The organism is Roseibium aquae, from assembly GCF_008711285.1.
In the GTDB taxonomy this organism is placed as follows: domain Bacteria; phylum Pseudomonadota; class Alphaproteobacteria; order Rhizobiales; family Stappiaceae; genus Roseibium; species Roseibium aquae.
In genome coordinates this window covers 695,439-720,377 of the sequence record NZ_VXDC01000001.1, presented here as the reverse complement: position 1 = coordinate 720,377, position 24,939 = coordinate 695,439, and the positions used below count along the sequence as shown (strand labels likewise).

Genomic DNA, 24,939 nt, shown 5'->3' with positions numbered 1-24,939 from the left:
GTTATCCGCGAATTGCCCAAACGATCAAGACACCGATCGCGAGTGCGCCAAGGCCGGCATATCGAAGGATATGGTCCGGCAGATCCAGCGCACTGCGCATCATTGCCTTCATGCCGCCGGGACTGAGTGCGTAGAGGGTCCCTTCGAGGGCCAGCACCAACCCGACGGCAACGATCAGATCGCTCATTGCGGCGCGTTGGCCGCCTGGCGTGTCGCCTCATCGCTGGGCGTGACCGATTGCGCGGTCGGCGCCGGCTGCTGGACCGACGGAGCTGCACCGGGTCCCGCGCCCTCCGTCACCCGTACTCCCATCGGATCCTTGAAGTACCGGAAAAACGACGAGTCGGGGGACAGAACCAGGCTGGTATCGCCTGCACGCAATCCTGCTTCATAAGCTTGCATGGACCGATAAAACGCAAAGAAGTCCGGATCCTGGCCGAACGCTTCGGCGAAGATGCGGTTCCGCTCGGCATCCCCGTCACCGCGGATGATTTCCGAATCGCGGTTCGCTTCAGCCACGATGACCGTAACATCACGATCGGCGCGTGAACGGATACGGCGGGACTGTTCTTCACCTTGCGCACGGATTTCAGCCGCTTCGCGCTGACGTTCAGTCTGCATCCGGGCGAAAATTGCCTGGGAGTTGGCTTCCGGAAGATCGGCGCGGCGGATCTTCACGTCCACCACCTCGATACCAAGATCGGCTGCACTCGCGCTGACATCCCGCCGGATGTTTTCCATCAAACCGGCACGGTCGTCGCGAACGACCGCGATCAGCGAAGCCCTGGCAAGTTCCGACCGCAAGGACGATTGAAGGAACGTCGACAGGCGCAAGTTCGCCTCACGGATGTTGTTCACACGCTGATAGAACAGCACCGGATCACTGATGCGGTAGCGCGCGAACGCATCGACGACAAGCCGCTTCTGGTCGGAGGCAATAACCTCCTGCGGCGACATGTTCAGATCAAGAATCCGCTTGTCCAGATACACGACGTTCTGGATCAGCGGGTATTTCACGTTCAAGCCAGGCTGCGTGACCACCTTGTCGATTTGACCGAAAGTCAAAACGAGCGCTTGCTGGGTTGGATTGACGATAAACAGAGAGGAGTAGCCGATCACCGCTATGACGGCGACAATGACGGCAAGGATACCGCTTCGCATCACTGGTTCCCTCCGGTCCGGCCGGACTGTGTCGTCCCGCGTGAGTTGAGTTCATTCAGCGGCAGGAATGGCAACACGCCGGACTGGCCGCTTGCACTGCTGTCGATGATGATCTTGTTGTTGTTGCCCAAGACTTTTTCCAAAGTTTCCAGATAGAGACGCTCGCGTGTCACTTCCGGGGCGTTCACGTATTGCTCGTAGATTTTCGTGAAGCGCTGCGACTGACCGGTCGCTTCCGCGATGGTCTGGTCCCGATATGCGCTGGCCGCTTCGAGCACCCGGGCCGCCTCACCGCGGGCTTCCGGGACGACACGGTTCGCATAAGCCTGTGCTTCGTTCTGGATCCGCTCCTGGTCCGCGCGGGCCGCCTGGACATCGCGGAACGCATCGATGACCTGCTGAGGCGGGTCGACCTTTTGCATTTGCACTTCCGTGATTTCGATGCCTGCTTGGTAGGCATCCAGCGTTGCTTGCATCAGCTCACCGACGTCATTCTGAATGGCAACCCGGTTCTGTGTGAGAATCGAATCGATGTTCGATCCACCGACGATCTCGCGCATGGCGCTTTCGGCAACCGCCTTTACGGTTCCTTCCGGGTTCTGAATATTGAACAGGTAGTTCGAAATCCCCTCACGGGTGTTCTTGATACGCCACTGAACCTTGAAGCCGACATCCACGATGTTCTCATCGCCCGTCAGCATCAGGCTTTCCTGCGGAACGTCCCGTGTCCGGATCGCGCCCCCGGTCACAAACTCCTCGACGCCAACGGTCAGCTCTCGCTGACGCTGGACCTGGGGAAGAAAGACTTCACCGATGGGGTAAGGCCAGTTGTAATTGAGGCCCGGCGCGGTCTGGTCGGTCACTTCACCAAGCACCAACTCGACCCCGACCTCGCCTTCCTGCACCCGATAAAATCCCGAGCCCAGCCAGACAATGGCGACAACGCCGATGACAAGCGCGATCCCGAGCGCGCCCAAACCACCCCCGCCGCCGGGCAAAACACTCTTCATCCGGTCCTGGGTTCGCTTCAGCAACTCTTCAAGATCAGGTGGCGTGCCACCGCCGCCACCGCCGCCACGGCTCGGTCCGCCGCCCCAGGGACCGCCGGAGTTCCCTCCGCCGCCGCCCCAAGGGCCGCCATTGTTGCCGCCCCCTTTCCAGGGACCACCTCCACCCGTCTGATTGCTCCAAGGCATCAAAACTTCCTTCGTTAGAGCTTGCCGGCAAATGCCGGCATCGATGCGTCGTGTCTGTCTCACGTGTCCTGCAGGTTATAGGGGGCTTCCCTTACCCTTTCAACGCAATGGCACAGCCGGCTGGCCATATCATGGCTGGACACACGTGTCCGACAAATGGGTTCAAAACCACGGACTTTCAAGCAATTTCGGGGCGATATGCGGCACAATTGCGCGGCCTGACAGGATTGCCACACGTGCCCGCGTTCGCGGCTCGGATCCGCCTTCAGGCCGGCGGCCGGCGCGCGCTGTCCCTCACCATGTCCACATGGGGGATGCCGTCTTCCAGATACTCACCGGAGACCGGTTCAAAACCAAAGCCGCGATAAAAGGTCAGCAAATAGGCTTGAGCCGACAGGGCGATGCCGGCCGCCGGCCACAGGTCCTGCACTTTCGCAATCCCTTCACGCATCAGATGCCGTCCGAGGCCGAGGCCCCGATATCGGCCATCCGTGGCAACCCGGCCGATGCGGGCCAAAGGACAGGAGGCCTCGGGCTCAAATATACGGATGCAGCCTGCAAGCTCGCCGGTGTCGGTTTCCCTCAGCAGAAAATGCCAGGCCCTTGGATCCTGTCCGTCGATTTCCGGATAGGGGCAGTTTTGCTCGACCACGAACACATCGACGCGCAACTTCAGCAGTTTGTAAAGGTCCATGGCCGACAGCGCGTCAAACGTCGCCCAATGGCCGGAAAAGCGGCTATTCATCCGTGCCAGTCTCCACCTCGCCACTCAAGTTGGAATGCTCACGTGCGGCGAAGATAAGTGACGAATTCAAAATCAGCACTGTCCTTTTCGGTTCGCCGGCCAGCAATCCGGGACGCCTCGTACCAGGTTTCAGGGGAAACATCGGGAAAGCGGGTGTCGCCCGACGGTTCGGCATCGACTTCCGTGATTTCCAGGCGATGGGCCAAATTCATCGCCTGCGCATAGATCTGCCCGCCGCCGATCACAGCAACCTCATTCACGCCCAGATCGCTGGCAAGCGCAGTTGCCCGTTCCAGGGCCGCACTGAGTGACTGTGCCGTCTCAACGCCGCCCGGCGCATAGTCGGGATCGCGCGAAACGACGACATGCGGCCGGCCCGGAAGCGGCTTGCCGCCAAAGGACAAGAAAGTCTTCCGGCCCATGATCATGGGCTTGCCGAGCGTCGAGGCCTTGAAGTGTTTGAGGTCGGATGGAAGCTGCCACGGCATGTCGTTGTCCGCGCCGATGATCCCGTTGCGGGCAACAGCGGCTATGAGGAAGATGTGAACCAAGCGACACTCCGAATTCGAACTTTCTTGGAAGGCTGCGGTAGCACAGGAAGAAGGAGCCCGGAAAGCTGCAAGGTCTCTCGGAACGGCTGGTTTCCCAGATCGCGTGCTAAACCGCTACCTCCGCCTTGATGTGGGGATGCGGATCGTAACCGGTCAGTTCGAAATCTTCATAGGTAAAGGCAAACAAATCCGTGACCCGTGGATTGAGTGCCATGGCCGGCAGGGCCCTTGGCGATCGCGACAGCTGCTCGCGAGCCTGATCGAAATGATTGTGGTAAAGATGCGCATCGCCAAAGGAATGCACGAAATCTCCGGGCTTTAGGTCACAGACCTGAGCCACCATCAAGGTGAGCAGCGCATAAGACGCGATATTGAAGGGCACGCCCAAGAATACATCGGCAGAGCGTTGGTACAGTTGGCAGGACAGCTTGCCGTCCGCGACATAGAACTGGAACAGCGCGTGGCAGGGCGGCAGCGCCATCTCGTCGACCAGCGCCGGATTCCAGGCCGAGACAATCAGACGCCGGCTTTCCGGGCTGGATTTGATCATCTCCAGGACCTTGGAAATCTGATCGACGCTGCGGCCATCCGGCGCGGGCCAGGACCGCCACTGGTAGCCGTAAACCGGCCCGAGATCGCCATTCTCATCGGCCCACTCATCCCAGATCCGAACGCCATTGGCCTTCAGATAGGCAATGTTGGTCTCGCCTGCGAGAAACCAGAGCAGTTCGTGGATGATCGATTTGACATGCAGCTTTTTCGTCGTCACCAGGGGAAATCCGTCCGACAGATCAAACCGCATCTGGTGGCCAAAGATGGACCGCGTGCCGGTTCCGGTCCTGTCGCCCCGGTCGACACCCTCATCCAGGATTTTCTGCATGAGATCGTGGTACTGTTGCACGCTTGGTTCCTTTCCATCCGCATCCGCCAAGGACCGAACCCGATCGCTGGCCGCCGCATCGATCAATCCGCATAATCCGGCAGGGACCGCATTGAAATCGGATTCTGCCGACCGCTCCAGACACCGCGCGGGTTTTCACCATGCGGCTGTGGAGAAAAAGGGCCGTCGAACCTTTGCGGCCCCACCGATTGGGCAACCCACCCCTTTCATTCGCCGGCGTAAAAGCCTATATGCATGGGTGCTGGGCAACCAGCTATGGCAATAAATGGTCAGTGCAATAAACCTATCGGACCCGGGGGCGGTACCCGGCGCCTCCACCCAAGTGCAGACCCGGCTGCGGTTTGGAAACTGCATTTCGGCGGGGGCGAAACAGGATCGACGAGGGCGTAAAGACTGTGCTTTTGCTCGGCATTGTACCACCGTTATCGGGCTCTCTTAATAGTTGCAAACGACAACTATGCTATGGACAACGCTGTCGCTGCGTAATGCGGTGCCGGTAGTCCTTTAAAGCCCTGCTGGGTAGCACCGGCAGGCGGGGTCCGGAGGCACCTGGCAACAGAAGCCTCCACTTTCAACCTGACATTCCAGACTAACGGGACTAAACTGGGTATCGGTAGAGTTTATCCCGCTCTTGAACCTATTGAGGCCTTTCTTTTTCCTCGATCAGGGGTCAATGTGGCGCTTCGTTCTCCATGACCTGAGATTAATAAACGACGAGCCGATGGCCGAAGACCTACTTAGATATGACATCCTGATCCAGGACGCCTTGCGCGGCGCCGTCAAAAAGATACTCGCGGAGGTCGCCCGGACGGGATTGCCCGGCGAGCATCATTTTTATGTCGCCTTCGACACGACCGCGCCCGGCGTGCGGATCTCGCAACGTCTGAAAGACCGGTATCCGCAGGAAATGACAATTGTCCTGCAGCACCAGTTCTGGGATCTGGCGATTGGCGAGCATGCATTCGAGGTCGGATTGTCGTTTGGCGGCGTTCCGGAAAAGCTTCTGGTTCCCTATTCGGCGATCAAGGGCTTCTTCGATCCGTCCGTTCAGTTCGCCCTGGAGTTCGACCCGGGCAAGACAGCCGAGGAACTGCCGGAAGAATTGCTGGAGGCCGTCGAGGAATTGGCGCAGGCCGAACGGGACACTCAGGAAACGGTCTCGGGCCTGCCATCGGCCATGAAGCAAACGGCCAAGGACGGCGGACAGGACGTGGCGAAAACGCCCGCCGCGGCCTCAAACGCCGACCAAAAGCTCCCTGTTAAGAACGCCGAGGAAGACACCGGCGGCGAAGTCGTGTCTCTGGACGCGTTCCGGAAGAAGACCTGATCGGACCGGCCGATGAACGGCGAGGTTGTCAATCTCCGGCAGGCCCGCAAGCGCAAGAAGCGCGAGGACAAGGACCGGCAGGCGGCAGAAAACCGGCGCATCTTCGGCCAGACCAAGGCTGAAAAGGCCGCGGCCAGGTTCGAGGGGGAAAAGCGGCTCCGATCCCTGGACGGGCACAGGCTGTCTTCTTGTGAGCTGACCCCTTCCGATGGCGATGATCCGGGAAACTGACCAGGCGGATCACATGGCGCTCATCAAGCGGTCCTTCACCTTGCACGGGCATCGCACTAGCCTTGCGCTGGAGCCGGAGTTCTGGGCGGTGATTGACGGCCTGGCGCTTGAGGCGGGCATGCCCCTGACCCGCCTGATCGCGCGCATCGACCGCGACCGGGATCCGGACAATCCCCTCTCCTCCTCGGTGCGGGTCTGGGCCTTGAACAGCCTTCGGGAGAAGGCAGCGGAGACCCGGTCGGATTGAGGTGAGGCAATCGAGGCGGAGTGCGAAGGCTAAATCAGCGGGTTTCGAACGGGAGCCGGCTTTCTCCGGGAAGCGGATCGGTTCCAAAAGGCGCCGGCAACCGAAAGACGTTCAGCTTTGCAGGCAATTGGCGGGGCATTTGCGTCAACCAGGTCAGCCCGGCCAATCCGGGTTTTCCATCACGAGCCCGCTCGGCAAGGTGATGTAACGAGGCACCGAAGACCTCGGATTTTCGGGCGCGCGGTCCCTTTGGCCAGAGACCGGAGCTTCAGCCGGGCGTTCGTTTGCGCCCCCGGCACGGGTTGCTGGCTCTGCCCCGAAGTCCGGTGTAATGATGGGCCGCGACCCACTGCTGTCAATCAGATCCTCGATGGTGCGCGGGGCATCCAGCGGCGGAAGATCGCTTCCTCCCGCCGGTGAACCGGAGGCCGAAGGCGGAAGTGGCTGGCTGCCGGTCCCGGCGGCGCCCGTCTCAAGGATCGAGCGGATGCTGCGCGCGAAGGCTGCATTGTCCGGGATGTCCAGAGCTTGCTCCGCTTCAAGCTCGCGCTCCAGCGGCCGGGCGGGCACTTGCGCTGCCGGAGCACGTGCATCGCCGGCGGATGCACGCTCGTTGGCTTCGGGTTCGGCCGCGTCGGTCCCGGTGGCGGCTTCTTCATTTTCCGCGCCGTTGGCGGCCTCGCCGTCTTCACCCGCGTTCTGATCGGCACCTTCCCGCGCCGCGGCCTCGGCATCGCGTTCCGCACGGGCCCGTTCTTCCCGCAACCGGCGCAATTCCCGCAGAAGCCGGTCCCGTTCGAGGATTTCCGCCTGGAGCCGCTCAACGCGCTCCACCTCCTGCTCGAAGGCCCGAAGCGTCAGGTAGGCGGTGAAGGGGCTGATATCGATCCGACGGTCCGGCCGGTCGACCGGACCTTGAAACAAAAGACCGACTTGTGGCTCCGCGCCCGTGACGGCGTTTTCGCCCGGATCCACTCTCACGCTGAAGTCGCTGTCGAGTTCAAAGGTGTTCAGATCGACTTCGGCGGATCCAAAAACCTCGGCCGCTTCGGCATCCACAGCCACATTTCTTGCCGTCAGACGCCCGCCGACCAGCCCGACCGCACCTTCGAGCCGGTCAAACGTCAGCTGGCCCGCATCGAGGTGACTGACAAAGGCCGTTTCAATCTGGCTGTCTTCAAGCTCCAGACCGGCATCGACAGCACGGACAACCAGATCGAAGGCCTGCGGATTGAGGCCGCGCAAGGTGCCATCGGAGAGGGAAAATGTCCCACCGCCATTGAGCGTTGAGATGATCCCGGCGATTGAGCGCCCAGCGCCTTCGAATTCAAGAAACAGATCCAGAAGCCCTGTCCCGGTGGCCCGGCCGTCCCGCTGCCAGGACAAACGGCGGAAATCGGCATCCTGGAGCTGAAGGCGTCCGGACACGGCCGCTTCCGGACCCGAGCGCTCAATCGACAATGCGCCCGACGCCGTTCCGGTTTCGAACGTCCCGCTGATCCGGTCAAGACGCATCCGATCCGGTGTCAGCCTCAAGCCGGCGGTCACGTTCGAAAGGGCAAAGCCCTCGCCTGCGGTCAGGCTGCCGGCGGACAAATCGAGGGTCAGGTCGAAGGAGTTCAGCAGCGGCGCCCCAAAGGCACCATTCGGCCAGATCGAAGACCCGTCACCCGTGGCAAACCATTGATCCGGCCCCAGAACGGCTTCGCTCAAGACCCGAAGATCGACCGCATCCAGACTGACCGTGCCGCTAAGGCGCCGGTCGTTCGCCCCCGGGGAGGGCTGGAAGTCACCTGAAATCTCGCCGCTGACATCGACCCCGGCGATCGATCCCGTCCATACCGCCTTCTCCAGAACACTCCCGGTTCCGTGCACCTGCGCCGAGAAGCTGCCGGGTATTTCGCCGCCCATGACCGGAAGGACACGGCCGAACATCAGGCCGATCGGCGTCAGGTCCACAGTTTGCGCGCTTATGTCCAGATCAAACGCCGGATCCGCGCCCTCTTCCAGACGAATGGTCCCGCTTGCCGCGATTTCCGCTGCCGGGGCTTTAGCCGAAAAGGACACCTGCAGGGCATCACCGGGCCGTCCGCCAACCTGAAGGGAAATGTCGCCGGGCCCGAGATCGTCGACTGGCAGCAAGGCAAATCCGAGTTGCCGCAGCAAGGCTCCACCGTCACCTGCCGACATGGAGAGATCCACGGCCGTTTGGGCATGCCGCCAGTCATCGACATGACCGTCAAGCCCGGCGGACAACTGGACCCGGCTGTCCGCGGCCGTCCCCTGAAACTCGAGCGATACGTCGCTTTGTCCATCCTGAGCGCGGGCGGTCAGGACCGCGCTGAGACGTGCTGGCACGAGATGAGGGGCGGCGTTTTTGAGGCTTGCAAGCCCGGTCATGTCCGGAACGACGTTTTCGAGCAACTGGACAAGGCCGGTCAGGTCTTGCGCCGCCAGCGCACCGCGCATTTCGCCCTCGGGAGCGCCGAACAAATCCTCAATACGGCCTTGCGCGTCGATCTCGGCGCCCGCCAGGTCGGCCGTATAAAGGCGGTCTATCGTGAGGTCACCATCGGCATACTGGGCCTCGATGGCCATCCCTTCGCCAACAATCCCGCCGGCTGCAATTTCATTCGCATTGATCCGCAACTCGATATCGGGACCCTTCGCGGTATTCGCCGGGGCATCCAGCGCACCATGGTGAACTTGCCGGACCGCCCCCGCCAGATCCGACAAAACATCGAGATCGAGACGGTCCGCGCTGAGCTGCAGGGAGAACATATCGGCCAGGTTCGGCCGAATTCTGTATGAAAGCTCGCCGCGCGCCTCCGCATCCGCCAGCGCCAGCCGGAGCCCATCCAGCGACATGCCCCCCGGAATGATGTTCAGCCGGCCATCGAATTCTAACGGGTCGAGGCGCGGGATCTGGCCTTCGAACGGTGCGAGCCAGTCCAGGAACACTCCGGGCTGGGCCGAATTGAAAGACAGGCGCCCGCGATATGTCAGGTCGGTCGCCAGTCCGAGATCGCCCTGGGTCGCGATGAGCGTCCGGCCAGGGGCGCGGCCCGCTAAGCGCGCCAAGCGCCAGCCGCCAAGCATCGTCTCCAGATCGACCCGCACATCCTGGACCAGGGCGCCGCCGAGAACCACGGCGGGCACATCGAGACTGATCACGCCGTTCATATCAGGGCGTGGAACCTTCCGGAAAAGCTCCATCAGCGTTCCGGACGCCGAACCCAGACGAACGGGCGCCTGCGGCCCGCCTCCCAGCATACGGTCAAGGTCGAGTTGCTTGGTGCGTGCGCGCACCTCGAACCGCCGGTCCCCGGCGTAAATCAATTCGGCCGTGCCTGAGGCCGACAGGCGCCGGTCCTCGGGACCGAGCACATATTCGAATTCCGGAACATCAACGCGCTCGACATCGGCCGTGAACGCCCCGGAAATCTGCCAGCTGCTTTCGGGAGCATCCTCCAGGACGATCGACGTCAGATCAAAAACGCCCTCGTAGTAGGGCGCGGCGTCGGCGTGATGGAGCTTCCCGTCAAACGACAAGTCGACCGGCACAGCGGCCGGCGTCACGCTGCCCTTGACCCGGATACCGCCTTCGGGCAGGAGCCGCCCGCTGGCCAGCGACACGGTGTAGGGCGCACGCCCATGGGTCAATGTGCCGTCAAGACGGAACGGGCCTGCGAGCGAGCGCGCGCTGAGGGCCAGATTTCCGCTATCGATCTCAATGGTCTGGCCCGACCGGGCATCGACGATGGCAAGTGAACCGCCCGAGACCGTGACGTTTTCGAAGGACACATCGTCCGGTGCAAGCCGGGCCAGCATACCGTCGCTGGTCTGGGCGGTGAGCCAATCAAGCCGCCCCTCCTCGTCCAGGGACAATCGCAAGCGCGGCTGCTCGAGCTTAAGATCCTGAACCCGGAACTCTCCCTTCATCAAGGGCGGGAGTTCGATCCGCATCTGAAACTGGGAAACGACCAGCAGCGGGTCTTCCGCCTCGCCCACCCGCACGTCGGAGAAGGTGATGGAGGGGGCTGGCAGCAGGCGCAGGTCCGCGTCGCCAAGGACCGTCACCTTGTGGCCGACCACCCGCTCCGCATAGGTCTCGAAAGTCGACCGGTACACTGTCCAATCGACGAAGAAAGGGCCGACCAGTGCTGTGACCAGCACCAGAATGATCGCCACGCCTATCGAGATATAGACGGAGTTCAGCGCTCTTCTCCCATTCCCGTTTGCCCCATGGTCAAGCCGGCTGCCCGTGCGGCCCTTGAGGTCCTGTCTGGTGATATGGTGTCGCGATTCGCCCTGTCCTGGAAAAAGACCTCACGAAACCGGCATGATCTTTCCCGGATTCATGATGTTGTCCGGATCGAGCGATTGTTTGATTGCCCGCATCACATCCAGGCCGTTGCCGTGTTCCTTCATCATGTATTTGGCCTTGCCCTGGCCAATGCCATGCTCGCCGGTGCATGTGCCGCCCATCTGAATCGCACGCCAATTCAACCGTTCGATGAAGGCTTCGGCCTGCGCGATTTCACGTGGCGTGTTTTCATCGACCAGAATGAGAACATGGAAGTTCCCGTCACCGACATGCCCCACGATCGGGGCAACCAGACCGTTATCGCTGATGTCCCGCCTGGTTTCCTCGACGCATTCGGCGAGTTTTGAAATCGGCACACATACATCGGTGGAGACACCCTTCGCGCCGGGGCGCAGTGTGAACGCGGCCCAATAGGCATCATGCCGGGCGGTCCACAGCTTGGTCCGCTTCTCCGCCTCCGTTTCCCAGACAAACGGACCGCCGCCCAGGTCTTCGGCTATCGCGCTGAACAACTCGGACTGTTCGCGCGCGCTGGCCTCCGTGCCATGGAACTCCAAAAACAGCGTCGGCGTTTCCGGGAGCGACATCTTCGAATAGGTGTTGCAGGCCCTTATTTGCAATTCGTCCAGAAGTTCGATGCGGGCAACGGGAATGCCGCACTGGATTGTCATGATGACCGCGTTGCAGGCCGCTTCGATGTTGGGGAAAGGACAAACCCCGCCGGATATTGCTTCCGGGATCCCGTTCAGCCGCAGTTGCAACTCGGTGATCACGCCAAGCGTTCCTTCCGATCCGATCATCAGCCGCGTTAGGTCATATCCCGCAGACGACTTGCGGGCCCGTCCGCCGGTGCGCACAATCTCGCCCGAAGGCATCACGACGGTCAGCCCCATGACGACGTCGCGCATCGTGCCGTAGCGCACGGCATTCGTGCCCGACGCGCGGGTCGCGGCCATGCCGCCGAGGCTGGCGTCGGCCCCCGGATCGATTGGGAAAAACAGGCCGGTATCCCGGAGATAGGAATTAAGCTGCTTTCGGGTCACCCCCGCTTCGACCCGGCAATCGAGATCTTCCGCATTGACCTCCACAATCCGGTCCATGCCGGAAAGATCGATGGAAATGCCGCCTTCCGGGGCATTCACATGCCCCTCCAGGGACGAGCCGGTCCCGAACGGAATAATGGGCACGCGATGGGTTGCGCAAATCCGGACGATATCGGCAACCTCTTCCGTGGACTTGGCGAAGACGACCGCATCCGGCGGCTGATTCGGCAGCCATGTTGTGGTGTGCGCGTGCTGCTGGCGAATGGCAGCCGAGCGTTGGCACCGATCCCCGAATTGCTGTTCAAGCACATCAATGACAAGGCCCGTGTTTGTCCGGCTGTGGACCGACAACTCCTGCTCAAATGCCACGACCATAACGCTGCTTCACTCCCCGACAAGCGTTTCAATCCGAGGTTGGACTATGTTAGGCACGAAGGAAAAGGTCAAAGGCAAACCGCCACTTCTATCGAGGGAACTGAAAATCATGCCGATATCATGGCCGTCAGCCCCCATCGTCAGCGGCCCGTTGACGGTCAAGGACGAATGGATCGACTACAATGGCCATCTGAACATGGCCTATTACAATGTTCTGTTCGACCAGGCCGTCGATGATGCCTTTATCAAGCTCGGTCTGGGGCTCGACTATGTCAAACAGCGGCAGGCTTCGTTCTTCACCGCAGAAGTCCATGTTTGCTACCTGCGCGAACTGGAGGCCGGGATGCCGGTGGCCGTTTCGCTTCAACTCATCGAGTTCGATTCGAAACGGGCTCATTTCTTTCAGGAATTGCGGCACGCGGAGGACGGCTGGCTATCGGCCACGTCGGAGCAGATGTCACTTCATGTCAACCTCTCCGCCCGGAAGGTCGCGCCATGGCCGGACGATATCCTGGCCAACCTCACCGGGCTTGCCCACGCCCATGCCAGCCTTCCGCGTCCGGAACGGGCCGGTCGGGCGATCGGCATCAAGCGGGGCTCGTCAACCACAGCTTAAGATCACGATTTCGTCTTTGCTCTGGTGATCGGCGCGGTTTCGAGCGACACTGAAGGGCGACCTGTCCTCGCGCAAAGTCCACAGTGACTGCCGATTATGCATAAGATTTTGAAAAGCTTTTACCGGCTTCCCCAGATCGTCCTCGGCTGGGTTACCCCGAACATGCGCACCTTCATGGGCAACCAGCTTCCCAAGGTCTGGATCTTGTCCATTGTGATCGGTCTGCTGGTTGCCATTGCCGCGATCGCCTTCCGCACCGCCATCGGCCTGTTCCAGTGGACCTGGCTCGGAACGGCCTCGGAACTGGTGATCTCCGCCACGGAACGCCAGCCCTGGTTGATCATCCTCTGCGCTCCCGCTTTCGGCGGCCTGCTTGTCGGCTGGCTCTTGGAAAAATATCAGCCCAAGCAAAGGGCGGGTGGCGTCGCCGATGTGATCGAAGCCCGGGCGCTGGGTGGTCGCGGTCTGCCGCTGCGCGCCGGACTCATGTCCGCCCTGATCACCTCCATCTCCCTTGGGTTCGGCGCCAGCGCGGGGCGCGAGGGCCCGGTCGTTCACCTCGGGGCGACCATCGGAACGGCGTTGTGCCGCATGTTCAATCTGCCGGATTCGGCCCGCCGCATTCTGCTCGCCTGCGGGGTGGCCAGCGCGGTGTCAGCATCGTTCAATGCGCCGATTGCCGGTGTGCTGTTCGCCCACGAAGTGATCCTGGGGCACTATGCGGTATCGGCGTTTGTCCCGATCGTGCTCGCCTCCGTGATGGGAACGCTGTTGACGCGGCTGTGGTTCGGCGATGTCGCGGCGTTTGAAATCCCCCCTTACGAGATCACGTCCTATCTCGAAATCCCGGCTTTCGCGCTGCTGGGGCTGACCTGCGCCGTTGTTGCCATCATTTTCCAGTTCGCCTTGATCGGCTCCGACTACGTGGCCAGGAACATCACCATGCCGCTGTGGCTCAGGCCCGTTGTGGGCGGCTTCGCGGTTGGCGCCATTGGCATCGCGTATCCCGGGGTTCTGGGCGTTGGCTATGAAGCGACCGACCTGGCGTTGAAACAAGAGCTTCCCCTGACCATGCTCCTTGCCCTGCTGGTCGCCAAGACGGCCGCAACGGCCATCACGCTCGCCTCCAGATTCGGCGGCGGAATTTTCTCGCCGTCGCTTTATCTCGGCGCCATGACCGGCGGGGCTTTCGGGCTGATCGCGGCCTCGGCCTTTCCGGAGATGGCGTCCAGCCACGGCTTGTATGCCATCCTTGGCATGGGCGCCGTGGCCGCGGCCGTACTCGGCGCACCAGTGTCAACCACCGTCATTGTATTCGAGCTGACCGGCGGATATGCCCTGTCGATTGCCCTGCTTCTGGCGGTGTCGATCGCAACCGGGCTGACCCAGGCGATCCACGGAAAATCGTATTTCCACTGGCAGCTTGGCATGCGCGGCGTCTGCCTTCACGAGGGAACGCATGCCTATCTGATCGCGAGTGTGAAGGTCCGCCAGTTCATGGATCCGCCCCCTGAAACGGACGAGGAACGGGTCTTCGATCCGGCAAGCGGACCGTATCTGCACGCCACCGATTCGCTGGAAAGCGCCTTGCGCATGTTCGATGAAACCGGCAGGGACAGCCTCCCGGTCGTCGAACGGGGAAAGGCCACACTCGTCATCGGACAAGCCCGCCATGTCCGGGCGCTCAACCACTTCAACAAGGCGCTCATTCAGGTTAGCGAAGAAGAGCATCGGTGATCAGCCCCGCCAGCCAACGCGCCCGGCCAGATCGAGCGGCCTCACGATCCCGGCGACCTAAAGCGGCTCGGTGGCCTCCTCCAGCCATTTGCAAACGGCATCATCCAGATGCGGCAGAAGGGTTTGCCTGACCCGGATATGGTATCCGTCGAGCCATGTCCGTTCGGCATTGGACAAAAGCCGCACATCGATCAAACGCCGGTCGAAAGGCGCCAGGGTGATCGTTTCAAACCCCATCATCGGCCGCTCGCCGCCGGGAATATCCCTCGGCTCTGCGACAAGTTCGAGGTTTTCAAGGCGAATGCCATATTCGCCGGCCGGATAGTAGCCAGGCTCATTGGACAGGATCATTCCCGGCTTCAATGGCGTGGAGCCGGTTTTGGCGATCCGCTGCGGCCCTTCATGGACGGACAGATAGGATCCGATCCCGTGGCCGGTGCCATGGTCGAAGTCGAGACCGGCCTTCCACAGATCAATGCGGGCCAGCGTATCCAATTGAGCGCCGGTCGTGCCTTCCGGAAAGCGGGCGGTCGAGATCGCGATATGGCCCTTCAGAACCAGGGTATAGTGCCGTTTCATTTCGTCCGACATCGGTCCGACGGCAAGCGTTCGGGTGATATCCGTTGTGCCGTCCTCATACTGCGCGCCCGAATCGATCAGGAACGGCTTTCCGGCCGGGATTGTCCGGTTGCTGGTGCGGCTGACGCGGTAGTGGCAAATCGCGCCATTCGGGCCCGCGCCCGCAATGGTGTCGAAGGAAATCTCCTTGAGCAGACCGGTTTCGCGCCGGAACTGCTCCAGTTTTTCGGCGGCTCCGATCTCGTCCAGGTTTCCGGCCGGTGCAACCTGATCGAACCACGCGAGAAAGCGCACAACGGCCACACCATCGCGGACATGCGCCGCCCGGGCCCCTTCGATCTCGACCGGATTCTTGACCGCCTTCGGCAGCAGAACCGGATCTTGCGCCTCCACAAGCACGCCACCGGCCGCAGCCACCGTGCCGGCGATCGCCTCCCCCGCAAGCGCCGGATCGATCATGACCCGTTTGCCATCCGAGCCCAGGCTTGCCAGATGGGGCATCAGACCCATCGGCTCGGCGATATCGGTGATGGCGGACAGGGCATCCCGAACCGAATTGGAAAGCTTGCGGCCGTCGATGAACAAGGTCGGTTTGCCCTCGGCAGGGACGGTCGCGAAAGACAATGGCAGAGGTGTGTGGCTGACATCGCTCCCGCGAATGTTCAGCAGCCATGCGATGGAATCCGGCTGGGTTAGAACTGCAAGATCGGCTTTCTTATCCGCAATGCTCTTCTGGATTTCGGCAAGCTTGTCCTCAGCGCTGCGTCCGGCTTTTTCCACACCGTGAAGGCGAACCGCCCCCAGCGGCGCGTCCGGCCGGTCCGCCCAGACGGCATCGATCGGGTTGTCCTCCAGAAGCACCAACTCGGCACCGGCCGCCTCGCAAACAGCTCGCAGCTTCTTCACGTCATTGACGGTGTGCAGCATCGCGTCGATGCCAAGCTTCTGGCCAGGGATCAGGCGAGCGGCAAGCCACTTGGACACAGGTTCCTCGATCAGATGCTGGGCAGGAAAGATCGCCATGTCCACCTGATCGCGCACCTGGATCGTATAGCGGCCGTCCACGAAAACCGCGGCCTCATCCGCGAGAACAGCCGCCATGCCCGCCGATCCGGTGAAGCCCGTCAGCCACTGGAGACGGCAGTCACACGGCGGCACATATTCCCCCTGATGCGCGTCGGCGCGGGGGATCAAAAAACCGTCAAGCCCCCGGCGCTGGAGTTCGGATCTGAGCAGCGCGGCATGCGGCGCACCACAGGCGGGATTGGAAATATCATCGAAGCTTTGAAACATTCGGGCAAACTATGCCGCCTTCGACTTCAAAACAAGCAGGCTGATTTAACCCAATTTTTGTTGATCTCGCGCGGATTGGAGTCTATATTGCAACGCAGCATAGAGTGTTGCATTGCGAGATACGCAAGGCAGGCATGCGCCTTCGGACCTAGTCCTTCGGCTTAAGCCCCTGCATATAAAGAACAACAAACGAGGACGTTTTTGGAAACGCCCGTAACCTCATGTTCGCACGGAGACCCAGAACCATGGTAACCAGCACTTCGACCACCACACGCGCGAGCGGCAGTTTTGTCCGCCGCACACTTGACCGCATGATTGAAGCCAGATCCGCGCAGGCCCGCCGCTACGTCAACGGCTACCTGCTCTCGCTCGACGACGCGACCCTCGCCGCGCACGGCTACGACCGCAAGGAATTGGAGCGCGAAGGATCCAGCTCGATGGTCTTTTAAGATCTTAGCCAGCCAATCAAAACAAAGAGCGCGGTCCTATGGCCGCGCTTTTTGTTTGTCGGCGACCGTGACGCCGAGCGACAGGCTTTCGCCCCGCCACGCACCAAGGTCAACGTCAACCAGCCGTCTATCTGCCGTTTGCGGGCCAGATGAAACCCTTGAGTGCCATAGGCAAACAGAATGCGGGGTCCGTCCTCGATCCGCAAACCGGACAAGACGAGCACCGCTGATCGCGCCATCTGGCCGGAAATTGACTTCGCCATCCGCATGAGCGGACGCGCCAATATATTGGCCATCACCAGATCGAACGGACCGTAGGCCGAAAATCGCCGGTCATGGGTGCCATCGGCGGTGAATGTGGTCACAAGCGGACCTACGCCGTTCAACCGGGCATTTTCAGCTGCCGTCCGGGTTGCAACCGGATCGATGTCCGTTGCCAGGACGGGCTGGCGCGCCAGCCTTGCCGCGGCAATGCCAAGCACCCCGGTGCCAGTGCCGAGATCGAGAATTCGCTCAAACTCCCGCAGGTTCAAGAGCCTGTCGATTTCCATTAGACAGCCGGCGGTCGTGCCGTGATGTCCCGTGCCGAAGGCAAGGGCCGCCTCTATTTCAAGACCGATGGCCCCGCCGGTCACCTTGTCGCGGTCATGGGCGCCATGCACCATGAAACGGCCCGCTCGCACGGGCTTGAGCCCTTCCAGGCTTTTCTCCACCCAATTGAGATCCGGCAGCACCTCCGCCTCGAGTGGCGCGGCGAAGGCATCTGAGCCCACACGGTCGCGCACGGTGGCGGCAGCCTCCTCTGCCTCCATGCCAAACAGCAGGATCTCGGCCGACCAGAACCGCCCATCGGGCGAGGATTCATAGATCGTCACCGGATTCCCATCGTCCTCGAAAGTGCGGCCAAGGATCTCCCAGATCCGTTTGGCTTCGAGTTCTTCAGCGGTGATTCGCACACGGACGGTTTGCATGACGGACTGCCAGGGTTTCATATGGACGAGCGGTGCCGTGCGGTATAGCGGGCCTGTTGGCCCAGAGCCAGCGCAAATGCGCCCCATCGAGGCTCGTCAGAACGGCATTCGCGCACATATTCTCGGCAGAGCGGAAGGACAAAGCATGTTGAATGTCTCGGTAGTGGCCGCGTTTTGGCGAAAGCGCGCTGTTCTGGCAGGACTTGTCGTCTGGGCCGCCGCCCTGTGCTGGACCCTTGATCCCGCACTGTCAAAGCCGGACGGCAAGGACGCCCTGTTCGCGGCCCTCAAAGCCTCCAAAACCGAAATGGAAGCCCGGCAGATCGAAGCGCAGATCTGGGAAGGGTGGATTGGCGCTGCCCCGGCACCGGACCTGGAGGCTTCCGTCCGCGGCGCCATGACCAAACGGCGCTTTGGCGACTATGAAGGGGCCCTGGCGGATCTCGAAGCCGTCGTGAAGATTGCGCCCGGTTATGCCGAAGCCTGGAACCAGCGCGCGTTCCTGCTGTATCTGAAGGGGGATATGGACGGAGCGCTACAGGCCATAGATCGCGTTTTGGATATCGAACCGCGCCATTTCGGAGCCATGTCCGGCAAATTCCGCGTTCTGATCGCACAGGGGCGCGCCCGGCTGGCCCAAAAGGTTCTGAAGCAGGCCGTTGACATCCACCCGTTTCTTCAAGAGCGCGTTTACTTGGAACAAGCCCCGGACACGAAAGGCATCGAGCTCTGACCGGCCTCAGTGCCGCTCCACGAAGCTGTCAATCACCTTCTTCCGGCCGGCCTTCTCGAAGTCGATCGTCAGCTTGTTGCCCTCGATCGCCGTGATCGCGCCATAACCGAACTTGATGTGGAACACGCGTTCGCCGATGGAGAACTCGGACGGCGTTTCGCTGACAGACTTGGCCACCAGCTCGCCTTCGATGGTGCGCGGGCCTTCCCGGCGGGTGCGGGACGATCTTGTATCGTAGCGCTCGAACAGTTCCGAACTGGCCGCCTTGGCCTTCTGAGCCCGCTGCCAGCCAGGCGTGGAGTAACTTCCCCGCTCGAACGGATCCGCACGGTCGAACCGCGACGCGCCATATCCGCCGCCGCCATAGCCGCCATAACTGGACGCGGCTTCGGCGATCTCGACATGCTCCGCCGGTAGCTCGTCCAGAAAGCGGGACGGAACGGTGGATTGCCACAGGCCATGGATCCGGCGGTTGGAGGCAAAGTAAAGTTTCGCCCGCTTCTTGGCGCGGGTGATGCCCACATAGGCCAGCCGCCGCTCTTCCTCCAGCCCCGCCCGGCCGCTTTCATCCAGGGAGCGCTGGTGCGGAAACAGCCCCTCCTCCCAGCCCGGCAGAAACACCGTGTCGAATTCCAGCCCCTTGGCGGAGTGAAGCGTCATGATGGACACGGCATCATTGGCTTCCGCCGTATCCCGGTCCATCACAAGCGAAATGTGCTCCAGGAACCCGGCCATGGACTCGAATTCTTCCATGGACCGGATGAGTTCTTTCAGGTTGTCGAGCCGGCCCGGCGCTTCGGCGGAGCGGTCCTTGCGCCACATCTCGGTGTAGCCGCTCTCATCCAGAATGATTTCGGCCAGTTCGGTATGCTTGACGCCCGCCAGTTGGCTGCGCCAGCGGGTAAAGTCGGCCAAGACCTGGTTCAGCGTGTTCCGCGCTTTCGGCTTGAGGTCCTCGGTCTGGCACAGCTGATCGGCCGCCTGCATCAGGGGAATGCGTTCGGCACGCGCGAGGCCGTGAACCAGTTTCAAGGTCGCCTCGCCGAGGCCCCGCTTCGGCGTGTTCACGATGCGCTCAAACGCCAGGTCGTCCGCGGGCTGGACGACGCAGCGGAAATAGGCCAGCGCGTCGCGGATTTCCATGCGCTCATAAAAACGCGGCCCGCCGATCACCCGGTAGTTCAGCCCCAGCGTCACGAACCGGTCCTCGAATTCGCGCATCTGGAAGGAGGCGCGGACAAGGATTGCGATGTCGTTCAGCTTGTGGCCATTGGTTTGCAGCGCCTCGATTTCATCGCCGATGGAGCGCGCTTCTTCCTGCGAATCCCAAACCGAGGCGACCTGGACCAGATCGTGATCCGGCTCGTGGAAATCCGTGAACAGCGTTTTCCCGAGCCGCCCCTGATTGTGGGCGATCAGATGCGAGGCGGTCGCCAAAATATGGCTGGTGGAGCGGTAGTTCCGCTCCAGCCGGATCACGGCCGCGCCCTTGAAGTCGTGCTCGAAGCGCAGAATGTTGTCGACCTCGGCCCCGCGCCAGCCATAGATCGACTGGTCGTCATCGCCAACACAACAGACATTCGGGTTGCCCTGGGCAAGGAGCCGCAGCCACAGGTATTGGGCGATGTTGGTGTCCTGATACTCGTCCACCAGCATGTAGCGGAACCGCCGCTGATAGTCGGCCAGAACGTCCGGGTTCTGTTTGAACAGCGTGATGACATGCAGCAGCAAGTCGCCGAAATCCGCCGCGTTCAGGATCGACAGCCGGTCCTGGTACTCCTCGTAGAGCTTGCGGCCCTTGCCATTGGCAAACGCGCGCGCCTCGCCTTCCGGCACATCCTTCGGGGTGAGCGCCCGGTTTTTCCATCCATCCAGCATGCCGGCGAAGGCTTTGGCGGTCCAGCGCTTGTCGTCCAGCCCCTCGGCCTGAATGATCTGTTTCAGAAGCCGGATCTGATCATCCGTATCAAGGATCGTGAAGCTGGACTTGAGCCCCACCAGTTCGGCGTGACGGCGCAGGATCTTGACGCAAATGGAGTGAAACGTGCCGAGCCAGGCCATGCCTTCCACATTGCCGCCGATAAACCGGGAGATCCGCTCCTTCATCTCCCGTGCCGCCTTGTTGGTGAAGGTCACCGCGAGGATTTCGGACGGCCGCGCCAGATTGCTGGCAAGAATATGGGCGATCCGCGTGGTCAGCACCCGCGTCTTGCCCGTGCCCGCGCCCGCCAGAACGAGAACCGGTCCTTCCGTTGTCTCTACCGCCAGCCGCTGTTCCGGGTTCAGGCCATCCAGGTAAGCCGGCGCCCGGCGCGCGGCCATGGCACGTGCGGCAATCCCCCCAGCGGAAGGCGCCGGGGCAGTATCAAACGGGGCACGCGGATCATCAAACCCGGTCGGGTTGGTCATGGCTCAGCCAGTTCTGTTGCTCGGTTTGGAGAACATTATAGCAACATACCCCTCAAGAACGAGGCGTGCTCCAAACTTTCTTCGGGAAAACCCCGCCGCCGGGCGGAGTGTTAAGGGCCACCAACCCGGTCAAACCAGTCATCCTCCGAAATGACCTCGATTTCCAGCTCTTCCGCCTTTTTGAGTTTCGAGCCCGCTCCGGGACCGGCCACGACCAGATCGGTTTTCTTGGACACAGAACCGGACACTTTCGCGCCCAAACGCTCCGCCATCGCCTTGGCTTCGTCGCGGGTCATCCGTTCCAGGGACCCGGTGAAGACAACTGTCTTGCCGGCGACCGGCGAGCCGGTTGCCACGATCTTTTCAGCATCCCTCGGAGTGACTTCCGCGATCAGCGCATCAAGCTGGCGGCGGTTGTGCTCCTCGGCGAAAAACTCGACCAGGGCCTCGGCCACGATCTGGCCGATCCCGTCGATAGCGTTCAAGTCACCCCAGGCTTCGCTGCCATGGTCCGCCGCCTCGGTCATCGCCTTGTAGAACGTGACCCAGGATCCATAGGCGCGGGCGAGCAGCTTCGCGTTGCCTTCCCCCACATGGCGGATCCCAAGCGCGAAGATGAACCGGTGCAAATCGATTTCCCGGCGAAGGTTGATCGCCTCGAACAGGTTTTTCGCCGAAACCGCACCCCAGCCTTCCCTGTTGCGCAGCTTGGTCAGCGCCCGCTTGTCCCGTTCTTCCAGCGTGAAGATATCGGCCGGGGCCATGACCAGCCCGTCCTTGTAAAAGGCATCCACCTGCTTGTCGCCCAGACCTTCGATGTCGAAGGCGTTGCGGGACACGAAGTGCTTCAGCTTTTCGGTGGCCTGCGCCGGGCAGATGAGCCCGCCGGTACACCGGCGAACGGCATCGAGACGTCCGGTTTTGAGGTTTTCCTCCCGCACTGCATGGCTGCCGCAGGCCGGGCACACGGTTGGAAATTCAAAAGGCCGCGCATCGGAAGGCCGCTTGTCGAGATCCACATCGATGATTTGCGGAATGACATCGCCGGCCCGCTGGATCTGAACCGTGTCGCCGGCGCGCAGGTCCTTGCCGCCGCGGATCGGCTCGCCGTCCTGACCGATCCCCTTGATGTAATCCTCGTTGTGAAGCGTCGCGTTGGAGACGACCACGCCGCCGACGGTCACGGGCTCCAGCTTGGCAACGGGGGTGAGCGCGCCCGTGCGCCCGACCTGAATCTCGATCTCGTTGAGGATGGTGTAGGCCTTTTCGGCCGGAAACTTGTGCGCGATCGCCCAGCGGGGCGAGCGGGAGACGAAGCCGAGACGTTCCTGCAGATCCAGCCGGTCGACCTTGTAGACAACGCCGTCGATATCGTAATCGAGCTTTGCCCGCTCTTCCTCGATGCCATGATAGACATCGAGCAGAGCCTCGACGCTGTCGCAGCGCTGCATCCTGGAATTGATCACGAACCCCCACCGGCCCAGGGTCTGCACCATGTCATACTGCGTGGTTTCAGGAACCTCGCTCATGTCGCCCCAGGCATAGGCAAAGAACTTGAGCGGCCGCGATGCGGTGATCTCCGGGTTGAGCTGGCGCAGCGATCCGGCCGCCGCATTCCTCGGATTGGCGAACACCTTGCCGCCATTTCCCGCCATCCGCTCGTTCAGCGCCCGGAAATCGGCGTGGCTCATGTAGACCTCGCCGCGCACCTCCACCACGTCGGGCATCTCGCCCTTGAGTTTGACCGGGATGTCAGAAATGGTTTTGGCGTTGGCGGTCACGTTCTCGCCGACCGTGCCGTCACCCCGCGTCGCCGCATAGACAAGCTGCCCCCTCTCGTACCGCAAAGACAGGGACAGGCCGTCGATCTTGGGTTCGGCCGTTACGCCAAGCGTCCCCTGAAGCGGATCGAATTTCAAAAACCGCCGCACCCGACCGACAAAATCCCGCACATCCCCGTCGCTGAAGGCGTTGTCGAGCGACAGCATCGGCACTTTATGGGTGATCTTGGAAAAGGCCTCGGAAGGCGCCGCGCCAACCTGGCTTGACGGACTGTCCGGACGGATCAATTCGGGAAACCTGGCCTCGATAGCCGCATTGCGCTGGCGCAGCGCGTCATATTCGGCGTCCGAGATCGAAGGAGCATCTTCCTGGTGATAGCGCTTGTCATGCCCGGCGATCTCTTCTGCCAGCCGCGCCAGCTCCGCCTTGGCGTCTTCCGGTGTCAGGGTTTCAATGGCCTGCGAAGAGAGATCGGCAGCGGATGGCTCGGTCATGGGAGGTCCGTGAAAAAGGCTGGAGGGAATCGTCAAACCAGAAAATCGGGAAGCCGGACAGAAGGTCAAGCCCCGGACCGGACATCCCGGACACCTCAGGCGGTGGCTTCGGCGATCAGTTTGCGGGCGGCGGCGCGCGCCTCTTCGGTGATCGTGCTGCCGGCAAGCATGCGCGCGATTTCCTCGCTGCGGTGATCCGCGTCGATGCGCTTCACCCGTGTTGCGACCCGCTCCGGATCGGTCGCCTCCTTTGCGATCAGGAAATGCCCGTGAGCGCGGGCCGCGACCTGCGGCGCATGGGTCACGGTCAGCACCTGCACCGTGCTCGCCAGTCTCGCCAGACGCACCCCAATCGCCTCGGCGACCGCACCGCCAACGCCCGTGTCGATCTCATCGAAAACCAGCGTCGGCGCGGAGCCCTTGTCCGCCAGGGCCACTTTCAACGCCAGAAGAAAGCGCGAAAGCTCTCCCCCGGAGGCGACTTTCATGATCGGTCCCGGCTTGGTGCCGGGGTTGGTCTGGACATGGAATTCCATCTCATCGATCCCGGTCCGGCTCCGGCGATCCGGATCAGCGGAAATTTCAACGATGAACCGGGCCCGTTCCAGTTTGAGCGCGGGCAGTTCCGCCATCACTGTCTTTTCCAGCTCGCGAGCGGCCCGTTCCCGCTTGCCCGACAAGGACGCGGCGGCTTTGTCATAGGCCTCCCGCGCCTGAAGCGCGGCATTTTTCAAGGCGGCCAGCTTGTCTTCGCCGGCATCCAGATCCGCAAGATCGGCCGCCATACGGCTGCACAAACTGGCGAGGCCGTCGACCGGAACCGAGAACTTGCGCGAGGCGGCGCGCAGCGCAAACAGCCGCTCTTCCACCTGCTCCAGCTCGCGCGGATCGAAATCGGTCTCCCGCAAGGCGGTCTCCAGACCGGCGCGGGCATCCTCCAGATGGTCCAACGCGGCGGCCAACGCCGTCACGGGGCCGGAAAGAAGCTGAGGCGCACTGTCCGCCTTGCGCTCCATTCGCCGCAAGAGGCTCGCCAATTCCGGGATTGGCGAGGCCCCGCCATTCAGGGTCTCAAACGCTTCGTTGAGATCTCCGGCGATCTTCTCGACCTGCATCATGGTGGCCCGGCGTTCGGCCAGTTCCTCCTCCTCGCCCGCCTTGGGGGCAAGCCGCGAGAGCTCGTCAACGGCGGCGGAGAGGAAGTCGGCTTCCTTGCGCGCGTGCTCGATACGCGCCTCGTGATCGGCAACAGCCCGCTCGGCACTCCGGTAGGCCGAATAGGCGGCCGCCACCTCGCCGAGATCGGCGCTCAGGGCGCCGAAAGAATCGACAAGCGCCCGGTGGGACTCCGGATCAACAAGGGCACGGTCATCATGCTGACCATGGATTTCCACCAGAAGATTGCCGACCTGCCGCATCAATCCAACGCTGACCGGCTGATCGTTGATGAATGCGCGCGTGCGCCCGTCGGCGGTCTGGATTCGCCGGAGAATGACGTCGCCATCATCTGGAACATCGTTTTCGCGCAGAAGGTTCCGAACCACATGATCGCCCGCGATATCGAAAACGGCGGAAACCTGACCCTGCTTTTCGCCATGCCGGACCAGATCCGCGTCGCCCCGTCCGCCAAGGGCAAGGGCAAGGGAATCCAGAAGGATGGATTTGCCCGCGCCGGTTTCCCCGGTCAGAACCGACATTCCGTCGGCGAAGTCGAGATCGAGGCGGTCAATCAGGACGATGTCGCGGATGGCCAGCGTGACCAGCATGATAGG

The 24,939-nt window shown here is 61.9% G+C and carries 20 protein-coding genes and 1 other RNA gene; 8 read left to right on the top strand and 13 right to left on the bottom strand.

Annotated elements, in window-relative coordinates; genetic code table 11:
• Nucleotide 1: 1 nt before the first annotated feature.
• From F0184_RS03170 to F0184_RS03145, 6 genes are all read right to left on the bottom strand, one after another.
• On the bottom strand, nucleotides 2-187 hold the full coding sequence (locus tag F0184_RS03170; protein ID WP_150494354.1) for a DUF2065 domain-containing protein: 186 nt from the start codon (nucleotides 185-187) through the stop codon (nucleotides 2-4).
• The gene (gene hflC / locus F0184_RS03165) at nucleotides 184-1,161 is read right to left on the bottom strand and encodes a protease modulator HflC (RefSeq protein WP_150494351.1); all 978 of its coding nucleotides are present in this window, start codon (nucleotides 1,159-1,161) and stop codon (nucleotides 184-186) included. The genes F0184_RS03170 and hflC overlap by 4 nt, the downstream gene beginning before the upstream one ends.
• Complete coding sequence (gene hflK, locus F0184_RS03160; protein WP_150494349.1) at nucleotides 1,161-2,357, bottom strand: FtsH protease activity modulator HflK; 1,197 nt, start codon at nucleotides 2,355-2,357, stop codon at nucleotides 1,161-1,163. The genes hflC and hflK overlap by 1 nt, the downstream gene beginning before the upstream one ends.
• A gap of 265 nt (nucleotides 2,358-2,622) precedes the next feature.
• Nucleotides 2,623-3,102 (bottom strand): GNAT family N-acetyltransferase, encoded by a 480-nt coding sequence (locus F0184_RS03155; protein WP_150494347.1) that lies wholly within the window; start codon nucleotides 3,100-3,102, stop codon nucleotides 2,623-2,625.
• A gap of 38 nt (nucleotides 3,103-3,140) precedes the next feature.
• Nucleotides 3,141-3,653: a dihydrofolate reductase gene (locus F0184_RS03150; protein WP_150494345.1), complete on the bottom strand. Its 513-nt coding sequence runs from the start codon at nucleotides 3,651-3,653 to the stop codon at nucleotides 3,141-3,143.
• 106 nt (nucleotides 3,654-3,759) lie between these two features.
• A complete protein-coding gene (locus F0184_RS03145; protein ID WP_150494343.1) occupies nucleotides 3,760-4,554 on the bottom strand; it encodes a thymidylate synthase in 795 nt (264 codons plus the stop codon).
• Nucleotides 4,555-4,754: 200 nt separating this feature from the next.
• On the opposite strand from F0184_RS03145, the gene ssrA reads away from it, so the two are divergent.
• The 4 genes from ssrA to F0184_RS03125 all read left to right on the top strand — a co-directional run bounded on the left by ssrA (nucleotide 4,755) and on the right by F0184_RS03125 (nucleotide 6,359).
• Nucleotides 4,755-5,124, top strand: a transfer-messenger RNA (tmRNA) gene (gene ssrA, locus F0184_RS03140).
• 151 nt (nucleotides 5,125-5,275) lie between these two features.
• Complete coding sequence (locus F0184_RS03135; protein ID WP_150494649.1) at nucleotides 5,276-5,881, top strand: SspB family protein; 606 nt, start codon at nucleotides 5,276-5,278, stop codon at nucleotides 5,879-5,881.
• Between the two features lie 12 nt (nucleotides 5,882-5,893).
• Complete coding sequence (locus F0184_RS03130; protein WP_150494341.1) at nucleotides 5,894-6,112, top strand: DUF4169 family protein; 219 nt, start codon at nucleotides 5,894-5,896, stop codon at nucleotides 6,110-6,112.
• A gap of 13 nt (nucleotides 6,113-6,125) precedes the next feature.
• Entirely contained in the window at nucleotides 6,126-6,359 is a 234-nt protein-coding gene (locus F0184_RS03125) for a ribbon-helix-helix domain-containing protein (protein WP_150494339.1), read from the top strand.
• 153 nt (nucleotides 6,360-6,512) lie between these two features.
• On the opposite strand, the gene F0184_RS03120 is transcribed toward F0184_RS03125, so the two are convergent.
• Together F0184_RS03120 and F0184_RS03115 are read right to left on the bottom strand one after the other, a co-directional pair.
• Entirely contained in the window at nucleotides 6,513-10,550 is a 4,038-nt protein-coding gene (locus F0184_RS03120) for an AsmA family protein (RefSeq protein WP_208998285.1), read from the bottom strand.
• 138 nt (nucleotides 10,551-10,688) lie between these two features.
• Nucleotides 10,689-12,104, bottom strand: coding sequence for an FAD-binding oxidoreductase (locus F0184_RS03115; protein WP_150494335.1), 1,416 nt, complete (start codon nucleotides 12,102-12,104; stop codon nucleotides 10,689-10,691).
• Nucleotides 12,105-12,213: 109 nt separating this feature from the next.
• Here F0184_RS03115 and F0184_RS03110 point away from each other — a divergent pair, with 109 nt between their 5' ends.
• Together F0184_RS03110 and F0184_RS03105 are read left to right on the top strand one after the other, a co-directional pair.
• Nucleotides 12,214-12,720: a thioesterase family protein gene (locus tag F0184_RS03110; protein WP_150494333.1), complete on the top strand. Its 507-nt coding sequence runs from the start codon at nucleotides 12,214-12,216 to the stop codon at nucleotides 12,718-12,720.
• Nucleotides 12,721-12,816: 96 nt separating this feature from the next.
• Nucleotides 12,817-14,457, top strand: a complete 1,641-nt coding sequence (locus F0184_RS03105; protein ID WP_150494331.1) for a chloride channel protein — start codon at nucleotides 12,817-12,819, stop codon at nucleotides 14,455-14,457.
• A gap of 57 nt (nucleotides 14,458-14,514) precedes the next feature.
• On the opposite strand, the gene F0184_RS03100 is transcribed toward F0184_RS03105, so the two are convergent.
• Nucleotides 14,515-16,329 carry an aminopeptidase P family protein gene (locus tag F0184_RS03100; RefSeq protein WP_150494328.1) on the bottom strand — a complete coding sequence of 605 codons (1,815 nt, stop codon included), beginning with the start codon at nucleotides 16,327-16,329 and terminating at the stop codon, nucleotides 14,515-14,517.
• Nucleotides 16,330-16,574: 245 nt separating this feature from the next.
• On the opposite strand from F0184_RS03100, the gene F0184_RS03095 reads away from it, so the two are divergent.
• Nucleotides 16,575-16,778 carry a hypothetical protein gene (locus tag F0184_RS03095; RefSeq protein ID WP_150494326.1) on the top strand — a complete coding sequence of 68 codons (204 nt, stop codon included), beginning with the start codon at nucleotides 16,575-16,577 and terminating at the stop codon, nucleotides 16,776-16,778.
• Here the strand turns inward: F0184_RS03095 and F0184_RS03090 are convergent.
• Nucleotides 16,775-17,749, bottom strand: coding sequence for a 50S ribosomal protein L11 methyltransferase (locus tag F0184_RS03090; protein WP_150494324.1), 975 nt, complete (start codon nucleotides 17,747-17,749; stop codon nucleotides 16,775-16,777). The genes F0184_RS03095 and F0184_RS03090 overlap by 4 nt on opposite strands.
• A 145-nt stretch (nucleotides 17,750-17,894) precedes the next feature.
• Between F0184_RS03090 and F0184_RS03085 the strand changes: the two genes are divergently transcribed.
• On the top strand, nucleotides 17,895-18,482 hold the full coding sequence (locus tag F0184_RS03085; protein WP_172971965.1) for a tetratricopeptide repeat protein: 588 nt from the start codon (nucleotides 17,895-17,897) through the stop codon (nucleotides 18,480-18,482).
• Between the two features lie 6 nt (nucleotides 18,483-18,488).
• On the opposite strand, the gene F0184_RS03080 is transcribed toward F0184_RS03085, so the two are convergent.
• The 3 genes from F0184_RS03080 to recN all read right to left on the bottom strand — a co-directional run bounded on the left by F0184_RS03080 (nucleotide 18,489) and on the right by recN (nucleotide 24,933).
• Nucleotides 18,489-20,891 carry an ATP-dependent helicase gene (locus tag F0184_RS03080; protein ID WP_150494320.1) on the bottom strand — a complete coding sequence of 801 codons (2,403 nt, stop codon included), beginning with the start codon at nucleotides 20,889-20,891 and terminating at the stop codon, nucleotides 18,489-18,491.
• Nucleotides 20,892-21,001: 110 nt separating this feature from the next.
• Nucleotides 21,002-23,167 carry an NAD-dependent DNA ligase LigA gene (ligA, locus tag F0184_RS03075; RefSeq protein ID WP_150494318.1) on the bottom strand — a complete coding sequence of 722 codons (2,166 nt, stop codon included), beginning with the start codon at nucleotides 23,165-23,167 and terminating at the stop codon, nucleotides 21,002-21,004.
• A gap of 95 nt (nucleotides 23,168-23,262) precedes the next feature.
• Complete coding sequence (recN, locus tag F0184_RS03070; protein ID WP_150494316.1) at nucleotides 23,263-24,933, bottom strand: DNA repair protein RecN; 1,671 nt, start codon at nucleotides 24,931-24,933, stop codon at nucleotides 23,263-23,265.
• Nucleotides 24,934-24,939: the final 6 nt, after the last annotated feature.

Bases quoted from the DNA above. Each gene is read 5' to 3' on its own strand.
- F0184_RS03170 (WP_150494354.1), bottom strand. From the start codon at position 187: ATGAGCGATCTGATCGTTGCCGTCGGGTTGGTGCTGGCCCTCGAAGGG.
- hflC (WP_150494351.1), bottom strand. From the start codon at position 1,161: ATGCGAAGCGGTATCCTTGCCGTCATTGTCGCCGTCATAGCGGTGATC.
- hflK (WP_150494349.1), bottom strand. From the start codon at position 2,357: ATGCCTTGGAGCAATCAGACGGGTGGAGGTGGTCCCTGGAAAGGGGGC.
- F0184_RS03155 (WP_150494347.1), bottom strand. From the start codon at position 3,102: ATGAATAGCCGCTTTTCCGGCCATTGGGCGACGTTTGACGCGCTGTCG.
- F0184_RS03135 (WP_150494649.1), top strand. From the start codon at position 5,276: ATGGCCGAAGACCTACTTAGATATGACATCCTGATCCAGGACGCCTTG.
- F0184_RS03130 (WP_150494341.1), top strand. From the start codon at position 5,894: ATGAACGGCGAGGTTGTCAATCTCCGGCAGGCCCGCAAGCGCAAGAAG.
- F0184_RS03125 (WP_150494339.1), top strand. From the start codon at position 6,126: ATGGCGCTCATCAAGCGGTCCTTCACCTTGCACGGGCATCGCACTAGC.
- F0184_RS03115 (WP_150494335.1), bottom strand. From the start codon at position 12,104: ATGGTCGTGGCATTTGAGCAGGAGTTGTCGGTCCACAGCCGGACAAAC.
- F0184_RS03110 (WP_150494333.1), top strand. From the start codon at position 12,214: ATGCCGATATCATGGCCGTCAGCCCCCATCGTCAGCGGCCCGTTGACG.
- F0184_RS03105 (WP_150494331.1), top strand. From the start codon at position 12,817: ATGCATAAGATTTTGAAAAGCTTTTACCGGCTTCCCCAGATCGTCCTC.
- F0184_RS03100 (WP_150494328.1), bottom strand. From the start codon at position 16,329: ATGTTTCAAAGCTTCGATGATATTTCCAATCCCGCCTGTGGTGCGCCG.
- F0184_RS03095 (WP_150494326.1), top strand. From the start codon at position 16,575: ATGGTAACCAGCACTTCGACCACCACACGCGCGAGCGGCAGTTTTGTC.
- F0184_RS03090 (WP_150494324.1), bottom strand. From the start codon at position 17,749: ATGCAAACCGTCCGTGTGCGAATCACCGCTGAAGAACTCGAAGCCAAA.
- F0184_RS03085 (WP_172971965.1), top strand. From the start codon at position 17,895: ATGTTGAATGTCTCGGTAGTGGCCGCGTTTTGGCGAAAGCGCGCTGTT.
- F0184_RS03080 (WP_150494320.1), bottom strand. From the start codon at position 20,891: ATGACCAACCCGACCGGGTTTGATGATCCGCGTGCCCCGTTTGATACT.
- ligA (WP_150494318.1), bottom strand. From the start codon at position 23,167: ATGACCGAGCCATCCGCTGCCGATCTCTCTTCGCAGGCCATTGAAACC.
- recN (WP_150494316.1), bottom strand. From the start codon at position 24,933: ATGCTGGTCACGCTGGCCATCCGCGACATCGTCCTGATTGACCGCCTC.